Source organism: Nocardia sp. NPDC058518 (assembly GCF_042719655.1).
Classification (GTDB): domain Bacteria; phylum Actinomycetota; class Actinomycetes; order Mycobacteriales; family Mycobacteriaceae; genus Nocardia.
The window spans coordinates 67,018-82,053 of record NZ_JBHXNJ010000010.1 but is presented as its reverse complement, the minus strand read 5'-3'; the positions used below and the strand labels follow the sequence as shown (position 1 = coordinate 82,053).

The window sequence follows — 15,036 nt, the reverse complement described above, 5'->3', positions numbered from 1 at the left end:
GAAGGACCTAGCCCTCGGCAGCGAGCTGACCGCAGGCCGCCGCGATCTCCTGACCGCGGGTGTCACGCACCGTGCACGACACACCCTGGGCGATCACGCGCCGCACGAACTCCTTCTCGACCGGCTTCGGGCTGGCATCCCACTCACTACCCGGCGTCGGGTTGAGCGGGATCAGGTTCACGTGCACGAGCGGGCCCAGCGCCTTGTGCAGCTTCTTGCCCAGCAGGTCCGCCCGCCACGGCTGATCGTTGATATCGCGGATCAGCGCGTATTCGATCGACACGCGGCGCCCGGACTTGTCGGCGTAATACCTTGCGGCGTCGAGCACTTCGGCGATGGACCAGCGATTGTTCACCGGCACCAGGGTGTCGCGCAGTTCGTCGTCGGGCGTGTGCAGCGACACCGCCAGGCGCACCGACATGTCCTCGTCGGCCAGCTTGCGAATCGCCGGTGCGAGGCCGACGGTCGACACCGTCACCGATCGCTGCGAAATGCCGAGCCCGTCGGGAGCGGGCGAGGTGATCCGGCGAACCGCGTTCACCACCCGCTTGTAGTTGGCCAGCGGCTCGCCCATCCCCATGAACACGATGTTGGAGAGTCGGCCCGGACCGCCGTGCACCTCACCGTCGCGCAAATCGGCCGCGGCCGCGCGCACCTGATCGACAATCTCCGCGGTCGACAGGTTACGGGTGAGCCCCGCCTGCCCGGTCGCACAGAACGGACACGCCATACCGCACCCGGCCTGGCTGGAAATGCACAGCGTATTGCGATCGGGGTAGCGCATGAGCACGCTCTCCAGCAGTGTCCCGTCGTGCGCCTTCCACAGCGTTTTGCGGGTATCGCCCTCATCGCAGGCGATATTGCGCACCACCGACAGCAGCGGTGGGAACAGCGTTTCGCCGACCTTCGCGCGCACCTCGGCGGGCAGATCGGTCATCAGCGCCGGATCGGACTGCAGGCGGCCGTAGTACTGACGGGCCAGCTGGTCGGCCCGGAACTTCGGCAATCCCAGCTCCTGCACCGCGGCCTTGCGTTCGTCCGAATCGAGATCGGCGAGGTGACGCGGCGGCATGCCGCGGCGCGGGGCATCGAACACGAGGGGCAGGGAGATGGCCATAGTTTCACCATTGTCCCAAACGCGACCTCGGGGTTGGCACGCCGGGCAACGTTATCGACAAGATGCGTGCGCGAGCCATAGCAGTCGGCAATGATCGAACCATGAGTACATCCGCAGAATCCGGTGCGTCACCGGCCGAGCACGACCCGCCGCCGACCGATCTCACCGGCAAGCACAGCAAGCCCGCCGAACCGGCGCAGCCTGCTACCACACCGGTATCGGTTCCACACGACGCCGTGCACGGATCGCGCACCGGCTACACCTGGATCGCCTTACTTGCCGCCGCCCTGCTCGGCATCGTGCTGCTGATCTTCATCATCCAGAATCTCGACAAGGTCCGTACCAACCTGCTGTTCTGGCACTTCGAACTGCCGCTCGGCGTCACCGTGTTGCTGTCGCTGATCGCGGGGGCGCTGGTGATGGGCCTGGTCGGCGGGGTGCGGATCCTGCAACTGCGGCAGGCCGCCAAGAGGCCATGACGCTCAGATCAGCGCGCTGAGTACCAGCCAGGAGACGAACGCCGAGGGCAGCATCGAGTCGAGACGATCCATGATTCCGCCGTGCCCCGGCAGCAGCGTCCCCATGTCCTTGATGCCGAGTTCCCGCTTGATCTGCGACTCGATCAGGTCACCGATGGTCGCCACGGCCACCAGGCCGACACCGAGCACCACACCGATCATCGAGTTGGCCTCGAGCAGCAAGGTGACGGTCAGCAGACCGCCGATCACGCTGAACACCAGCGAACCGCAGAAACCCTCCCACGACTTCTTCGGGCTGATCGCGGGCACCATCGGATGCCTGCCGAACAGCACTCCGGCGACATAGCCGCCGACATCGGAGCACACCACCAGGATCATGAACGTGAGCACCCGCAGATTGCCGTCGGGTTCGAGCAGCAGCAGCGTGGAGAACGCGGCCAGCAGTGGGATCCAGGTGAGGGTGAACACGGCGATCGCGGTGTCACGCAGGAAATTCTTCGGCGCGGTACTGAGGCCGTGATCGAACAGGCGCCACACCATGCACACCAGCGCGGTGGCGGCGAACGCGCCGAGCACCCCGCTCGCCCCCCACGGCCAGCCGAGCCAGAACACCGCCTGACCGCCCACGAGCAGCGGAATCCGCGGCACCAGCACGTCGGCTTCGCGCAGCCGCTTGGTGACCTCCCAGGTCGCGACGCCCACGCCGAGCCCCGCGACCGCGATGAACACCTTCGGGACGAACAACAGGATCGCGATCAGCGACAGCCCGAGCGTCAGCCCCACTGCCAGTGCCGCGGGCAGATTGCGCCCGGCACGGGATGCCGGGGCAGGCGGCTGCTCGCCCTGCGGCGTGGCCGCGGTCGCGGTCTCCTCGACCTTGTCCGGCATGGGATCCGGTGCCGCCCCGGTGGCGGCGGCGTCTTCGGCCACGATTGTCCCGTCGCTCAACTCGTCGTTCCGTTCATCCCCCGCACGAGCGGGACTGGCGAGATCTGGCGCTCAGACCTCGAGCAGTTCGGCTTCCTTGTGCTTGACCAGCTCGTCGACCTGGGCCACATACTTGGCAGTGGTCTTGTCGAGCTCCTTCTCGGCGCGCCCGACCTCATCCTCACCCGCTTCGCCATCCTTCTGGATGCGGCCCAGTTCGTCCATCGCCTTGCGGCGGACGTTGCGAATCGAGACCTTGGCGTCCTCACCCTTGCCCTTGGCCATCTTGACCATCTCGCGGCGACGTTCCTCGGTGAGCTGCGGCACCGAGATCCGCAGGATGTCGCCGTTGTTGGTCGGGTTCACGCCGAGGTCGGAGTTGCGGATGGCGTTCTCGATCAGGCCGAGCGAGCTCTGCTCGTAGGGCTTGATCACGACCATGCGCGGCTCGGGCACGGTGATGCTCGAGACCTGGGTGATCGGGGTGAGCGAGCCGTAGTACTCGATCAGCACCCGGGTGAACATGCCCGGGTTGGCGCGGCCGGTACGAATGCTGCCCAGGTCGTCCTTCGCCACCGTGACGGCCTTGTCCATCTTCTCCTCGGCATCGAAGAGCGCTTCATCAATCACGACCGAATCCTCCACAGCATCGTCATCGTCATCGTCCGCGGATGCGGGGTCACGACCGAACCAGGGTGCCGATGGGTTCACCGGCCACCGCGCGGGCAATATTGCCCTTGATCAACAAATTGAACACCAGCATCGGCATCTGGTTGTCCATGCAGAGACTGAACGCGGTGGCATCGGCCACCTTCAGGCCCTTTTCGATCACTTCCTTGTGGGTGATCTCGGTGAACATGCTCGCATTCGGGTCGACGCGCGGGTCGGCGTCGAACACGCCGTCGACCGCCTTGGCCATCAACACCACGTCGGCGCCGATCTCCAGCGCGCGCTGGGCGGCGGTGGTGTCGGTGGAGAAGTAGGGCATGCCCATGCCCGCGCCGAAGATCACGACACGGCCCTTCTCGAGGTGGCGCTTTGCGCGCAGCGGCAGGTAGGGCTCGGCGACCTGGCCCATCGTGATGGCGGTCTGCACGCGGGTATCCACGCCCTGCTGCTGAAGGAAATCCTGGAGGGCAAGGCTGTTCATCACGGTGCCGAGCATGCCCATATAGTCGGAGCGGGCCCGCTCCATGCCGCGCTCCTCGAGCTCGGCGCCGCGGAAGAAGTTGCCGCCGCCGATCACCACGGCCACCTGCACGCCGGTCTCGACGATCTCGGCGATCTGCTCTGCCACCGTCTGCACGACATCGGGGTCGAGGCCGACCCCACCACCACCGAACATCTCCCCACCCAGCTTGAGCAGCACCCGGTTGTATCCAGGGCGGTCGTTACCCGGGTCGGTCATGGGTGTTGGTCTCCTTCGGCGAGGTCGAGAGCGGGGCGAGCAGGCGGCATCTATCCTGCCCTATCAGGTTGCGATCACCCAGAAGTGGGGTCGGTCGATCCACGAGTAAAGCCTCTCCAGCGCGGCATCACACCGCGCCGAAGAGGCTTTTTCGTCAGTTCAGGCGGATCAGGCCTGGCCGACCTCGAAACGAGCGAAACGCTTCACGTTCACGCCCGCCTCTTCCAGAAGCGCCTTGACGGTCTTCTTGGAGTCGGTGACGGCGGACTGCTCGAGCAGCACGACGTCCTTGAAGAAGCCGTTGACGCGGCCTTCGGTGATCTTCGACAGCGCGGCTTCGGGCTTGCCCTCTTCGCGCGCGGTCTCCTCGGCGATGCGACGCTCGGCGTCGACGACGTCGGCGGGCACCTCCTCGCGGGTCAGGTACTTGGCCTTGAGCGCGGCAACCTGCATGCCCGCGGCACGCGCGGCGTCGGCAGCGGCGTCGCCGGTGCCTTCGTACTCCACCAGCACGCCGACGGCGGGCGGCAGGTCCGAAGCACGCTTGTGCAGGTAGGTGGCGACCGGGCCGTCGAAGGACACGACGCGACGCAGTTCCAGCTTCTCGCCGATCTTGGCCGACAGCGCCTGCACGGCGTCGTCAACGGTGCCGTCGGTCAGCTTGAGCGCCTTGAGGGCGTCCAGGTCAGCCGGCTTGGCCGCGGCGGCCGCGGTCACGATGGCGTCGGCCAGCTGCTGGAACTCGGCGTTCTTGGCGACGAAGTCGGTCTCGCAGTTGATCTCGACCATGACGCCGTCCTTGGCGATGACCAGACCCTCCGCGGTCGCACGCTCGGCGCGCTTGCCGACGTCCTTGGCGCCCTTGATGCGCAGCACCTCGACGGCCTTGTCGAAATCGCCGTCGGAATCGGCCAGCGCGTTCTTGCAGTCCATCATGCCGGAGCCGGTGAGCTCCCGGAGCCGCTTCACATCAGCAGCGGTGTAGTTCGCCATCGGGGGCGAGCCTCCTCGTGTGTGGGGTGCTTGGGTGTTAACACCACCTTGCCGACCGCTTCTGAATTCAGAAGGGCCGGCAAGGTGAACGTAGTGCTACCGGTCAGCTCAGAAGTCGGCCGGGGTGTGCTGCGCCGGGTCGGCCTTGACCTCGGCCTCGGCCTCGGCCGGGGTCTCGACGGCTTCGGCAGCCTCGGCGGCCGGGGTAGCCGAGGACAGGAGCTCCTGCTCCCACTCGGCCAGCGGCTCGCCTGCGCCGGCTTCGGGCTTCGCGTCGCCGGAAGCCTGGCCCGCGCGGGCCTGCACGCCCTCGGCCACCGCGGAAGCGACGACCTTGGTGAGCAGTGCGGCGGAACGGATCGCGTCGTCGTTACCCGGGATCGGGTAGTCGACCAGGTCGGGGTCGCAGTTGGTATCCAGGATCGCGATGACCGGGATGTTCAGCTTGCGCGCCTCGCCGACGGCGATGTGCTCCTTGTTGGTATCGACGATCCAGATGGCCGAGGGAACCTTGGCCATGTCACGGATACCACCGAGGGTGCGGTCCAGCTTGGTCATCTCACGCGTGAGCATGAGGATTTCCTTCTTGGTGCGACCCTCGAAGCCACCGGTCTGCTCCATCGCCTCGAGTTCTTTGAGGCGCTGCAGGCGCTTGTGCACGGTGGAGAAGTTGGTGAGCATGCCACCCAGCCAACGCTGGTTGACGTAGGGCATTCCGACGCGCAGCGCCTCGGAAGCGATCGACTCCTGGGCCTGCTTCTTGGTGCCGACGAAGAGAACGGTGCCACCGTGGGCGACAGTCTCCTTGACGAACTCGTAGGCCTTGTCGATGAAGGTCAGCGTCTGCTGCAGGTCGATGATGTAGATGCCGTTGCGGTCGGTGAAGATGAACCGCTTCATCTTCGGGTTCCACCGACGAGTCTGGTGGCCGAAGTGCGCGCCGCTGTCGAGCAGCTGCTTCATAGTTACGACAGGCATAGCCTTCGTATCCTCTTTCGTTGCCGGTTGTCGCGGTCGATCGGCGATCGACTGCCCTGGCGCCACCGAAACCGCCGGACCCGATTCGAAGAATCCGGGACCAGCCGACGATTTCCCTGTTCATCCGTTGGAGAACTCGCGCTGACATGCCCTCGCGGACCGTCTGCATTGCGAGCGACGACCGGATGGACGAGCACGGGTGGCGCGCGAAGTCGGTCCGTACCGTGCACACGCACTGGCTGCTGAGCACAAACCGCTCGTTCAGTCTACGCGGACCTGGGCCAGGTCCGAAATCGCCCCTGCGCAACGACCGCCCATTTCGTAGATGAAGTGGTCGATATCCACATGTGGGGAAGTTGTCCACAATCCCGAAATCGTTGTCCCGGTGGGGTTGTCCGGCGCCCAGAGTTGGGGCATGAATCCATTGACACGCACCCTGATCACTACGTTTCCGCTGCTCTGCGTGGCCGGAGTCGCCGCCGCGCCGGCCGTGGCTCATCCTACTTCGGGCGATGGCGCGACCGGACCGTCGGTGACTCGGCCCGCCGAGGCGACGCCCCCAGCCGGTCTGTCGTCGATATGCGCCGGCGGCGGTGCTGTTGTCCTCGCACAGCCACCCGTACGAAGGACCGGCGAACCGATTTTCCCACCGCAACGTGCGGCCGCGCCGGGCACGGTCCCGGTAGCGCCTCCGGTACCGCAGAGGAAGGGCACACCATCCGAGACACGGGGTTTCTGCGGGCGGGCGCCGGTCGTGGTGCCGGTGATCGTCGTGCCGCGGCGAGAGCTTGTTCCCGCACCGGTGCGGGTGACTATCCACGACCTCGATTCGGCTCCCGCCCGTCCGCGAGGTGTGGATCAGAGTGCGGGGGCGCGGTCGGAGATCGAGATCGTGGTGCGAGCCGGGGGTGGGAGTGGGTCGGCGGCGGGGCTTCCGGCGGTACTGCGGGAGATGTTGCGAACGCTGGCGGCGCAGCAGCGGGTGCCGACACCGCGACCGCACCGCTGAGACCGGGCGATGTTCGACAAGCCCGATGCCGGACAGAAGATGCGGGCTCGCATTCGCGGTCGCGATCGTCCCGTTGCAAGGCGAGCCGCCATGACCGACGGCGACGAGTGGCCTCGCGACCGCAGGAATCTCCGTCGTGCGGTGCGCCGGGTCCGGTCGGTACTCGGGCGGGTACTCGGTGTCGTCTGCCTGGTGGCGATCGTGCTCAGTGGTGCGGTACCCGCCGATGCGGCCGAATCCGGGCCGTTCGGTTGGCCGCTGCGGCCGCGGCCCACGGTGGAGCGCGCGTTCGACAAACCGGATCGGAATTGGTTGCCGGGGCATCGGGGCGTGGATCTGGCGGGCACGGCCGGGCAGACGGTGCTGGCGGCGGGCGAGGGCATCGTGGTGTTCGCGGGGGACGTGGCGGACAAACCGGTGGTGTCGATCGATCATCCTGGCGGCTTGCGCACCACCTACGAGCCGGTGCGGGCGCAGGTGAGGGTGGGAAGCCGGGTGAGCAGGGGTACGCCGATCGGCACGCTGGTGGCCGGACACGAGGGGTGTCCGGCCACCGCCTGCCTGCACTGGGGCGCCCGTCGCGAGTCCGGTGCGCACAACCGACGCGAATATGTCGACCCACTCGGACTCCTGCACGAGGTGCCGGTCCGCCTGAAACCGTTGGAGCCATGACGTGACGAACCACTCCACCACCCGGCCCCCACGGCGATCGGCCGCGGACGAGAATCGAGGCGTGCCCGATAAAACAGCGCCGTTCACCTACCCCGAGGTCGGTGCCACCCGCACCACCATGCCCGGCGGATACCACCGGTTCCGGCTACGACAGCCGATCGGTCACGGCCGCGATCTGTTCGACCGCGCGGAAAACCACATCCTCGAGTACGGAATACAGAAGGGCTCCGGCGTCTTCCAGAGCGCCGACACCGAAACCGCCCAGCCGGGAACCGCATTGACGGTATTCCTCGGAATCGGCCGGCTCGGCATCACCGCACCCTGTCGCGTCGTCTATGTCCTCGACGAACCCGACCGCCGAGGCTTCGCCTACGGGACCCTGCCCGGGCACCCCGAGATCGGTGAAGAACTGTTCGCGGTCGAGTACGACCCCACCGACGACACCGTCTACGGCCTGGTCACGGCCTTCTCCAAGCCGGGCACCTGGTACGTCCGCCTCGGTGGCCCCGTCGTCCGCCTGATCCAGCGCTGGTTCGCCCACCGCTACCTGAATACCTTGCCCACCAACGGCTGACGTCGCGCTCGACCGGCGCGGGTGCCGGGGGATCAGCGTTTCCTTCGGCGTCCGTGTCGCGCTACCCACCTCGCCGACGCGCTCGATGTCGGCGCTTCGAGACTGGCCGGTGCCGAAGCCTCGCGGACCGGTGGCCGTCACTCGCGGACTCGGTGGCTCGTCAGAGGAGCGCGGCCAGCGCGTCTGCCTCCGCGATCAGCCGATCGCGGCGGTCGATCGCACCGTGGTGTTCGTATTCGGTTGCTGCGACCCGTCTCTCGTCGATCTCACGGCGGACGATCGCTTCGATCTCGACATCGGTGAGGTCGCGGCGACTGGCCTCGGCCGCGCCGAGACCGACTGGGCTGTCTTCCATCGCACCGGCTCGCATCTCACCGACATCGATCGCCTCCGCGTTGTCGATCGCCGCCAGCGCCGAACGTAGCGCCGACACCGCACCGAGGTCGCGGGCCTTCATCGCAGGTTTCAACGCGGCGCGCAGCCGCTCGCGCAGGGAAGTCACGCCCTCACACTATTTTCCGGTGCCGCGATCGTCGATCGAGTTCCGTATCGGCGCAGGTCGCTCGCCAACGCGCGGACACCTTTCATAGCCTGAGCAGCACAGTGACGACAGCGATCAGGGATACGGTCGCGACGGCGAGGGCGGCGGTCCCGACAGATCGGTGACCGGTGCCCACACGTCCGCGATCGAGCGCGCGGCCACGGGACCAGCCCATCCCGGCCAGGATCAGCGCCACCGTGGCCGCGGCGAGTGGGAGCACCCAGGTCAGCCCACCGTCGGTGGTTGCCTCGTGGACGAAGAGCAGGGCGCAGGCGGCCGCGCCGAGGGACGTGCGCCGCCAGGCCAGGGCGGTGCGCTCCATGGCCAGGGTCGGTGCGGTCACGACAGCACTACCGCTACACAGGCGAGTGCGGCGACCACCGCGACGCCGACCGAGAGAACCGGCACCAGGATCGTTCCCGGCAGCGGTCCCCCGGCGCGCATCGCGAGATTCACCCGACGCCAGTGCCGGAAGGCGGCGAGCGCGACGACCAGTCCCATGATCAGGCAGATCAACGAGATGACACCGGCGAATCCGGCCAGGCGAGTCGGTTGGACGAGGGTGTGCACCGCGACACCGCCGGCGAGCAGACCGAGCGCGGTCCTCATCCACGCCAGGAACGTGCGTTCATTGGCGAGGGTGAATCGGTAGTCGACCTCCTCCTCGCCGTCCTCGGATTCGGCCCCGACCTCGGGCAATGTCACTACACCACCTCCTGTCCCCATCATGCGCCACCGCGATCCCTCCGCTCGTGATCGTTGCGAGCGCGCCGACCGCCATGTCGTCACCGCTGATCTCCCCGGTCGCCATGTCGCTCACGCCGATCTCCCCGCCGCCATGTTGCTCACCGCCGATCTCCCCGTCGCCATGTCGCTCACCGCCGATCTCCCCGTCGCCATGTCGCTCACCGCCGATCTCCCCGTCGCCATGTCGCTCACCGTTCGCACGTGCGCCCGTTCGCTGATGCCCGCTACGTTCTCACTCGCCGATCCGCTCGCAGCGCGGCGCGGTCTCGGTGCCGGACTCGTTTCGCGGCCGTCAGGCGCGGGGGTGGGCTTGGTCGTGGACTCGTTTGAGGCGTTCGACAGAGACGTGGGTGTAGAGCTGGGTGGTCGCCATGCTGGCGTGGCCGAGCAGTTCCTGGACGACGCGGAGGTCGGCGCCGCCTTCGAGCAGGTGGGTGGCAGCGGTGTGGCGTAGACCGTGGGGGCCCATGTCGGGGGCGCCGGGGATCGCGGCGATGACCTCGTGGACGACGGAGCGGGCTTGGCGCTGGTCGAGGCGACGACCACGTTGACCGAGGAACAGGGCGCGGCCGGAGTGGTCGTTGACCAGGGAAGGGCGGCCGGCGCGGAGCCAAGCATCGAGCGCCGTGTCGGCGGGACCACCGAACGGCACCGAACGTTCCTTGTTGCCCTTGCCGAGAACGCGCACGAGGCGACGCTCCCGATCGATGTCGTCGATATCGAGACCGCACAGCTCGCTGACGCGAATTCCGGTGGCGTACAACATCTCCACGATCAGCCGATCCCGCAGTGCCATCGGATCCTGCTGCGCCGCCCCGGATTCCGCCGCATCCATGGCGTGTTCGGCTTGATTGCGGCCGAGCACCGCAGGCAGCACGCGATGCGCTCTCGGGGCCTGCAGACGCAACCCGGGATCGACACCGAGCCGCCCGGTCTCGGTCAACCATGCGGTGAAAGTCCTTGCCGCCGATGCCCGCCGAGCCAGGGTCGTCCGCGCCACCCCTGCCGCCGCGAGGTCGGCCAGCCACGACCGCAACAACGGCAGATCCAGCTCCCGCACCGCCGAATCCGCCGACCGCGCGTACAGATGCTCGAGCAACGACCGCACATCCCCCAGATACGCCCGCACCGTATGCGCCGACCGATTCCGCCCCAACCGCAGATGCCGACCGAACTCGGCGAGCAATGCGGTCAGATCATCAGGCAACACATCCATGACCCAACCGTCGCCCTTCCCCGTCCCCCACGCAACCCACCACGCCGCCCCGGGATGCGAGCCGCCCACACGGCCGACCACCGGTTCTACTGGCCGAACCCTCCAGTTGCTCGCTCGACGGCCGATGCATGCGCATCAACTGCATGCTTTGCCCCTCAGCCCGCCCGTCGGCTGGAGGTCCGAAACCATCCGTCGGAGTCGCAGCCGACCAAATCGGCTAGTTCCAGACTCGGAAGGACTGCCCGGACGGTGGCCAGGTCAAGGCCGGACTGTTGAGCTAGTTCCCGAGGAAGGCGGGTACCGATGGTGGGTAGAGCCGCATAGATTTCGGCTTCGGCGCCGCGGAGGTGGGCTGCCTGGTCCAACGGGTTGCCTTCGGCGACGGGAAGGCGGAGGGGGCCCGCTTCGTCGATGATGTCCTCGGCGCGGGTTACCAGGAGGGCTTCGCCGTCTCTGATCATTCGGTGGCAGCCTGCCGAGGAAGCCGACCCGACGGGTCCCGGAACAGCCATGGCCGGCCTGCCCAGCCTGCGAGCCCATTTCACCGTGTTGCGGGCACCGCTGCGTAGACCCGCTTCGACCACCAGGACACCGTCCCCGAGTGTCGCGATCAATCGATTCCTGGCCAGGAACTGGTGTTTCTGTGCCGAGATGCCCGGCGGGTATTCGCTGACGACGAGACCACTTTCGGCGATGGCGGCGAGCAGGCGGTCGTGCTGAGCCGGATACGGGCGATCGACACCGCAGGCGAGCACCGCCACGGTGGTCCCACCGACGGCCAGCGCCGCCCGATGGGCCGCGGCATCGATGCCGAAGGCCGCCCCGGAGACGATCGTCCAGCCCCGACCGGACAGGTCGCACGCGATCTCACTGGCCACCTGCAACCCGTATCCGCTGCTACACCGCGAACCGACCACCGCGACAGCACGTTCGGACGCGGCATGGAGCGAGAGCGGGCCCCGCGCCCACAGCACCAGCGGAACCGCTGCCTCACGATCGCGTTCGGTGTCGAGCTGGCCGAGTCCGAGCATCCGCCAGCCGGGCCATTCCTCGTCATCAGGAGTGATGACCCGTCCACCCAAGCGCAGCATGGTGTCCAGATCCTTTGCCGCTGAGTCGATTTCGCGCCGCATGGCGGTAGGTCCACGCAGTGCGGCAGGCAACTCGTGCTCGCGGACCGCACGGGCGGCCTCACACACCCCGACGGAGGCGATCAGTGCCGACAGCGGTGCGCACGGCCCCTGCACCACCCGCGACAGATACACCCAGGCGAGCCTGCGTTCGTCCGGATCACCGTCCAGATCCACCGCATCACCGACCACGCGCAACTCGCTCATTGCGCACCCCGCTGCCGGAAGTTCAACGACGACATCACATCCTGCACGGTGGGCAACTCCCCTTCGCGCAGATCGCAGACCGTCCAGGCGACCCGGATCGCCCGGTCGGCGCCACGAGCCGACATTCGCCCCAGCCGTAAGGCCGTCTCGATCGGCGCGATCGATTCCCGTGGCAGCTTGAACCGCTTGCGCAGGACATGGCCTGGCACTTCGGCATTGGTCGCCCACCCGTCCTCGCTCCACCGCTGCGCGGCGCGGACTCTGGCTCGGGCAACGCGCGCGGCCACGGTGGTGCTGCTCTCGGCCTGCTCGTCGCCGAACGTAGCGCCTGCCTGCCCGTGCATCTGCACCCAGATATCGATGCGATCGAGCAGCGGCCCCGATAGTTTGCCCAGGTAGCGGCGCCGAGCCAGTGGCGCGCAGATGCAGTCGACATCGCGCGCCGGTGCGCACGGGCAGGGATTGGCCGCCAGCACGAGTTGGAAGCGGGCCGGGTACCGGGCGACACCATCGCGCCGGGCGATGCGCACCTCTCCCTCTTCGAGCGGAGTCCGCAGCGCTTCCAGCACTTTGGTGCCGATTTCGGCGCACTCGTCGAGGAACAGCACCCCGCGATGCGCCCGGCTCACCGCGCCTGGACGAGCCATACCGGAACCACCGCCGATCATCGCGGTCACCGACGTCGAATGATGCGGGGCGACAAACGGAGCCCGCGTGAGCAACGGCTGCTCCGCCGAGAGTGATCCCGCCATCGAGTGGATCGCGGTCACCTCCAAGGACTCCGCTTCCGACAGTGGGGGCAACAGCCCTGGAAGACGCTGCGCCAGCATCGTTTTGCCGATTCCGGGCGGTCCGGTGAGCAACAGGTGATGCCCGCCCGCCGCCGCGACCTCCAACGCCCAGCGCGCCTCGTCCTGACCGACGACGTCGCTGAGGTCACCGCACGGAGTCTGCGTCCCCGGCACGACCCCGTCGGGTTCGACCAGCTTGCCCTCCCCGCGCAGCCACGCGACCACCGCTCGCAGGCTCGTCGCCCCGAGTACCTCGATCCCCTCGACCAGCCCCGCTTCGGCCACCGCTTCGGCGGGCACGACCACGGTGGGCAGCCCGGCCGCCCGCGCCGCGATCACGGCGGGCAACACCCCACGCACCCGCCGAACCCGACCGTCGAGCGCCAACTCCCCCAGCAGCACCGTCTTCACGAGCCGCTCGCCGGGCACCGCACCGGAGGCGTCGAGCACGGAAACGGCCAGCGCGAGGTCGTAAACGCTTCCTACCTTCGGCAGGGTTGCCGGCGAGAGTGCCAGGATCACGCGGCCATCCGGCCACTTCTCCCCCGTATTGGCCACCGCGGAACGCACCCGATTGCGTGATTCCTGCAGCGCGGTATCGGGCAGACCGACGAGATTCACCGAGGGCAGGCCCTGACCGATATCGGCCTCGATCTCCACCAGCTGGCCGTCGACCCCGGTCACCGCCACCGACAGCGCCCGTCCGAGTGCCATCAGAAGGCCCCGGTCAGATGATCGATGACCGGCCCGCGCCCCCGCGGGACCAGCACCGACACGACGTCGAAGCGAATCCGCCGCCACGGCCCGTCCTGCTCGGCCAGCCACAGCAGAGCCAGCCGCCGAATCCGCTGCTGCTTGCTGAACGTGACGGCCTCGGCGGGAGTACCGAATCCCAGCCCCGACCTCGTCTTCACCTCGACGAAGACGGTGACCGACGGGTCCTGGACGATCAGATCCAGCTCACCGTATCGACACCGCCAATTGCGGGCGACGATCTCCATCCCGGTCTCGCAGAGATACTGCGCGGCCAGCTTCTCCCCGTAGGCGCCGAGCGCCTGTTTGTGTGCCATGAGCGAAAGCATGGCCACATGCCCTCGCGTGGCTGACCCACGCGAGCTGGGCAAACAGAAAACCTGTGGATAACCGCGCCCCTGTGGACAACTACTCCGGCAGGCGCAGGTCCGGCTTCTCCAGCTCCTCGATGTTCACGTCCTTGAACGTGATCACCCGAACATGCTTGACGAACCGGGCCGGGCGGTACATATCCCACACCCACGCATCGCTCATCCGCACTTCGAAATACACCTCGCCGTCGGCGTTCTGCGGGCGCAGTTCGACAGAATTGGCCAGGTAGAAGCGCCGTTCGGTCTCCACCACGTACGAGAACTGGCCGACGATGTCCTTGTACTCGCGGTACAACGACAGTTCCATCTCGGTTTCGTACTTCTCGAGGTCCTCAGCACTCATCGGGTGGGACGTCCTCCTGCTAGCAGCGCCGCGTTCATTGCTGACATCATCGCGCATGTGCCGCCGGAGTAGCCACTCGGCTACCTCCGGGCACCTCGAGCTCGCGCACATTACGCCAGGAACGACGGTGCTCGGTGCTTGGTCCGAGCTGCCGCAGGGCCGCGGTGTGCTCGGGCGTGTTGTAGCCCTTGTGCGCGGCGAAACCGTAGCCGGGCAGCTGCGCGTCGAGCTCGACCATCATCCGGTCCCTGGTCACTTTCGCCAGGATGCTCGCGGCCGCGATGCAGGCCGCGGTGCCGTCGCCGCCGATCACCGGCAGCGACGGGGCGGGCAGGCCGGGGACCTTGAATCCGTCGGTCAGGATGTAGCCGGGGGTGCGTTCGAGGCCTGCGACAGCCCGGCGCATGCCCTCGATATTGGCGACGTGGATGCCGATCGAGTCGATCTCCCACGCGGGCACCACGACGACACTCCAGGCCAGCGCCAATCGCTGAACCACCGGGAACAGCTCCTCACGAGCCGCCTCCGTGAGTTTCTTGGAGTCGTCTAGCCCAGCCAGCTTGTCGTAGGCCTTGGGCGCCAGCAGGCACGCGGCGACCACCAGCGGGCCCGCGCAGGGTCCGCGCCCCGCCTCGTCGACGCCGGCCACCGGCGCGAGGCCACCGCGTACGAGCGCCGCCTCGAGCGTGCGTAGGCCGCCCGCCCGGCGCATCACCATCCGCGGCGGCCAGCTGGTCCGATCCTGCCCCACAGTTCGATTGTCCCGTCGCGTCAGTTCTC

General features: G+C 67.6%; 18 protein-coding genes. 3 read left to right on the top strand and 15 right to left on the bottom strand.

Annotated features, from left to right (window positions below):
- Window positions 1–7: 7 nt before the first annotated feature.
- Window positions 8–1,117 (bottom strand): 23S rRNA (adenine(2503)-C(2))-methyltransferase RlmN, encoded by a 1,110-nt coding sequence (gene rlmN / locus ACFWPX_RS19000; RefSeq protein ID WP_378912388.1) that lies wholly within the window; start codon window positions 1,115–1,117, stop codon window positions 8–10.
- Window positions 1,118–1,218: 101 nt separating this feature from the next.
- Here rlmN and ACFWPX_RS18995 point away from each other — a divergent pair, with 101 nt between their 5' ends.
- Window positions 1,219–1,596, top strand: coding sequence for a lipopolysaccharide assembly LapA domain-containing protein (locus ACFWPX_RS18995; RefSeq protein ID WP_378912389.1), 378 nt, complete (start codon window positions 1,219–1,221; stop codon window positions 1,594–1,596).
- A 3-nt stretch (window positions 1,597–1,599) separates the two neighbouring features.
- Here the strand turns inward: ACFWPX_RS18995 and ACFWPX_RS18990 are convergent, their stop codons facing one another.
- The 5 genes from ACFWPX_RS18990 to rpsB form a co-directional block, all read right to left on the bottom strand.
- Entirely contained in the window at window positions 1,600–2,484 is an 885-nt protein-coding gene (locus ACFWPX_RS18990; protein WP_378912741.1) for a phosphatidate cytidylyltransferase, read from the bottom strand.
- Window positions 2,485–2,595: 111 nt separating this feature from the next.
- Window positions 2,596–3,153 carry a ribosome recycling factor gene (gene frr / locus ACFWPX_RS18985; RefSeq protein WP_378912390.1) on the bottom strand — a complete coding sequence of 186 codons (558 nt, stop codon included), beginning with the start codon at window positions 3,151–3,153 and terminating at the stop codon, window positions 2,596–2,598.
- Window positions 3,154–3,202: 49 nt separating this feature from the next.
- Window positions 3,203–3,931 carry a UMP kinase gene (gene pyrH / locus ACFWPX_RS18980; RefSeq protein ID WP_378607015.1) on the bottom strand — a complete coding sequence of 243 codons (729 nt, stop codon included), beginning with the start codon at window positions 3,929–3,931 and terminating at the stop codon, window positions 3,203–3,205.
- A gap of 168 nt (window positions 3,932–4,099) precedes the next feature.
- Window positions 4,100–4,924, bottom strand: coding sequence for a translation elongation factor Ts (gene tsf, locus ACFWPX_RS18975; RefSeq protein WP_378912392.1), 825 nt, complete (start codon window positions 4,922–4,924; stop codon window positions 4,100–4,102).
- Between the two features lie 108 nt (window positions 4,925–5,032).
- Window positions 5,033–5,902 (bottom strand): 30S ribosomal protein S2, encoded by an 870-nt coding sequence (gene rpsB / locus ACFWPX_RS18970; protein ID WP_378928507.1) that lies wholly within the window; start codon window positions 5,900–5,902, stop codon window positions 5,033–5,035.
- A gap of 1,099 nt (window positions 5,903–7,001) precedes the next feature.
- Between rpsB and ACFWPX_RS18965 the strand changes: the two genes are divergently transcribed.
- Both ACFWPX_RS18965 and ACFWPX_RS18960 read left to right on the top strand, forming a co-directional pair.
- The gene (locus ACFWPX_RS18965; RefSeq protein ID WP_378928506.1) at window positions 7,002–7,583 is read left to right on the top strand and encodes a M23 family metallopeptidase; all 582 of its coding nucleotides are present in this window, start codon (window positions 7,002–7,004) and stop codon (window positions 7,581–7,583) included.
- Window positions 7,584–7,644: 61 nt separating this feature from the next.
- Complete coding sequence (locus tag ACFWPX_RS18960; protein WP_378928505.1) at window positions 7,645–8,157, top strand: DUF1990 family protein; 513 nt, start codon at window positions 7,645–7,647, stop codon at window positions 8,155–8,157.
- Window positions 8,158–8,317: 160 nt separating this feature from the next.
- Here ACFWPX_RS18960 and ACFWPX_RS18955 read toward each other — a convergent pair whose 3' ends face one another.
- The 9 genes from ACFWPX_RS18955 to ACFWPX_RS18915 form a co-directional block, all read right to left on the bottom strand.
- Window positions 8,318–8,659 carry a hypothetical protein gene (locus ACFWPX_RS18955; RefSeq protein ID WP_378928503.1) on the bottom strand — a complete coding sequence of 114 codons (342 nt, stop codon included), beginning with the start codon at window positions 8,657–8,659 and terminating at the stop codon, window positions 8,318–8,320.
- Between the two features lie 82 nt (window positions 8,660–8,741).
- Entirely contained in the window at window positions 8,742–9,041 is a 300-nt protein-coding gene (locus ACFWPX_RS18950) for a DUF202 domain-containing protein (protein WP_378912397.1), read from the bottom strand.
- Window positions 9,038–9,403 carry a YidH family protein gene (locus tag ACFWPX_RS18945; protein WP_378912398.1) on the bottom strand — a complete coding sequence of 122 codons (366 nt, stop codon included), beginning with the start codon at window positions 9,401–9,403 and terminating at the stop codon, window positions 9,038–9,040. The genes ACFWPX_RS18950 and ACFWPX_RS18945 overlap by 4 nt, the downstream gene beginning before the upstream one ends.
- A gap of 334 nt (window positions 9,404–9,737) precedes the next feature.
- The gene (locus ACFWPX_RS18940; RefSeq protein ID WP_378912399.1) at window positions 9,738–10,661 is read right to left on the bottom strand and encodes a tyrosine recombinase XerC; all 924 of its coding nucleotides are present in this window, start codon (window positions 10,659–10,661) and stop codon (window positions 9,738–9,740) included.
- A 155-nt stretch (window positions 10,662–10,816) separates the two neighbouring features.
- Window positions 10,817–11,998 carry a DNA-processing protein DprA gene (gene dprA, locus ACFWPX_RS18935; protein WP_378928502.1) on the bottom strand — a complete coding sequence of 394 codons (1,182 nt, stop codon included), beginning with the start codon at window positions 11,996–11,998 and terminating at the stop codon, window positions 10,817–10,819.
- Window positions 11,995–13,503 (bottom strand): YifB family Mg chelatase-like AAA ATPase, encoded by a 1,509-nt coding sequence (locus ACFWPX_RS18930; protein ID WP_378928501.1) that lies wholly within the window; start codon window positions 13,501–13,503, stop codon window positions 11,995–11,997. Before ACFWPX_RS18930 ends, dprA begins: the two co-directional genes overlap by 4 nt.
- A complete protein-coding gene (locus tag ACFWPX_RS18925; RefSeq protein WP_378912401.1) occupies window positions 13,503–13,859 on the bottom strand; it encodes a YraN family protein in 357 nt (118 codons plus the stop codon). Before ACFWPX_RS18925 ends, ACFWPX_RS18930 begins: the two co-directional genes overlap by 1 nt.
- Window positions 13,860–13,950: 91 nt before the next feature.
- A complete protein-coding gene (locus tag ACFWPX_RS18920; protein ID WP_011210678.1) occupies window positions 13,951–14,256 on the bottom strand; it encodes a DUF2469 domain-containing protein in 306 nt (101 codons plus the stop codon).
- A 46-nt stretch (window positions 14,257–14,302) separates the two neighbouring features.
- Window positions 14,303–15,007, bottom strand: coding sequence for a ribonuclease HII (locus ACFWPX_RS18915; protein WP_378912402.1), 705 nt, complete (start codon window positions 15,005–15,007; stop codon window positions 14,303–14,305).
- Window positions 15,008–15,036 lie beyond the last annotated feature (29 nt).

Bases quoted from the DNA above. Each gene is read 5' to 3' on its own strand.
- ACFWPX_RS18925 (WP_378912401.1), bottom strand. From the start codon at position 13,859: ATGGCACACAAACAGGCGCTCGGCGCCTACGGGGAGAAGCTGGCCGCG.
- ACFWPX_RS18930 (WP_378928501.1), bottom strand. From the start codon at position 13,503: ATGGCACTCGGACGGGCGCTGTCGGTGGCGGTGACCGGGGTCGACGGC.
- rlmN (WP_378912388.1), bottom strand. From the start codon at position 1,117: ATGGCCATCTCCCTGCCCCTCGTGTTCGATGCCCCGCGCCGCGGCATG.
- ACFWPX_RS18940 (WP_378912399.1), bottom strand. From the start codon at position 10,661: ATGGATGTGTTGCCTGATGATCTGACCGCATTGCTCGCCGAGTTCGGT.
- ACFWPX_RS18990 (WP_378912741.1), bottom strand. From the start codon at position 2,484: ATGCCGGACAAGGTCGAGGAGACCGCGACCGCGGCCACGCCGCAGGGC.
- pyrH (WP_378607015.1), bottom strand. From the start codon at position 3,931: ATGACCGACCCGGGTAACGACCGCCCTGGATACAACCGGGTGCTGCTC.
- ACFWPX_RS18920 (WP_011210678.1), bottom strand. From the start codon at position 14,256: ATGAGTGCTGAGGACCTCGAGAAGTACGAAACCGAGATGGAACTGTCG.
- dprA (WP_378928502.1), bottom strand. From the start codon at position 11,998: ATGAGCGAGTTGCGCGTGGTCGGTGATGCGGTGGATCTGGACGGTGAT.
- rpsB (WP_378928507.1), bottom strand. From the start codon at position 5,902: ATGCCTGTCGTAACTATGAAGCAGCTGCTCGACAGCGGCGCGCACTTC.
- tsf (WP_378912392.1), bottom strand. From the start codon at position 4,924: ATGGCGAACTACACCGCTGCTGATGTGAAGCGGCTCCGGGAGCTCACC.
- ACFWPX_RS18995 (WP_378912389.1), top strand. From the start codon at position 1,219: ATGAGTACATCCGCAGAATCCGGTGCGTCACCGGCCGAGCACGACCCG.
- ACFWPX_RS18965 (WP_378928506.1), top strand. From the start codon at position 7,002: ATGACCGACGGCGACGAGTGGCCTCGCGACCGCAGGAATCTCCGTCGT.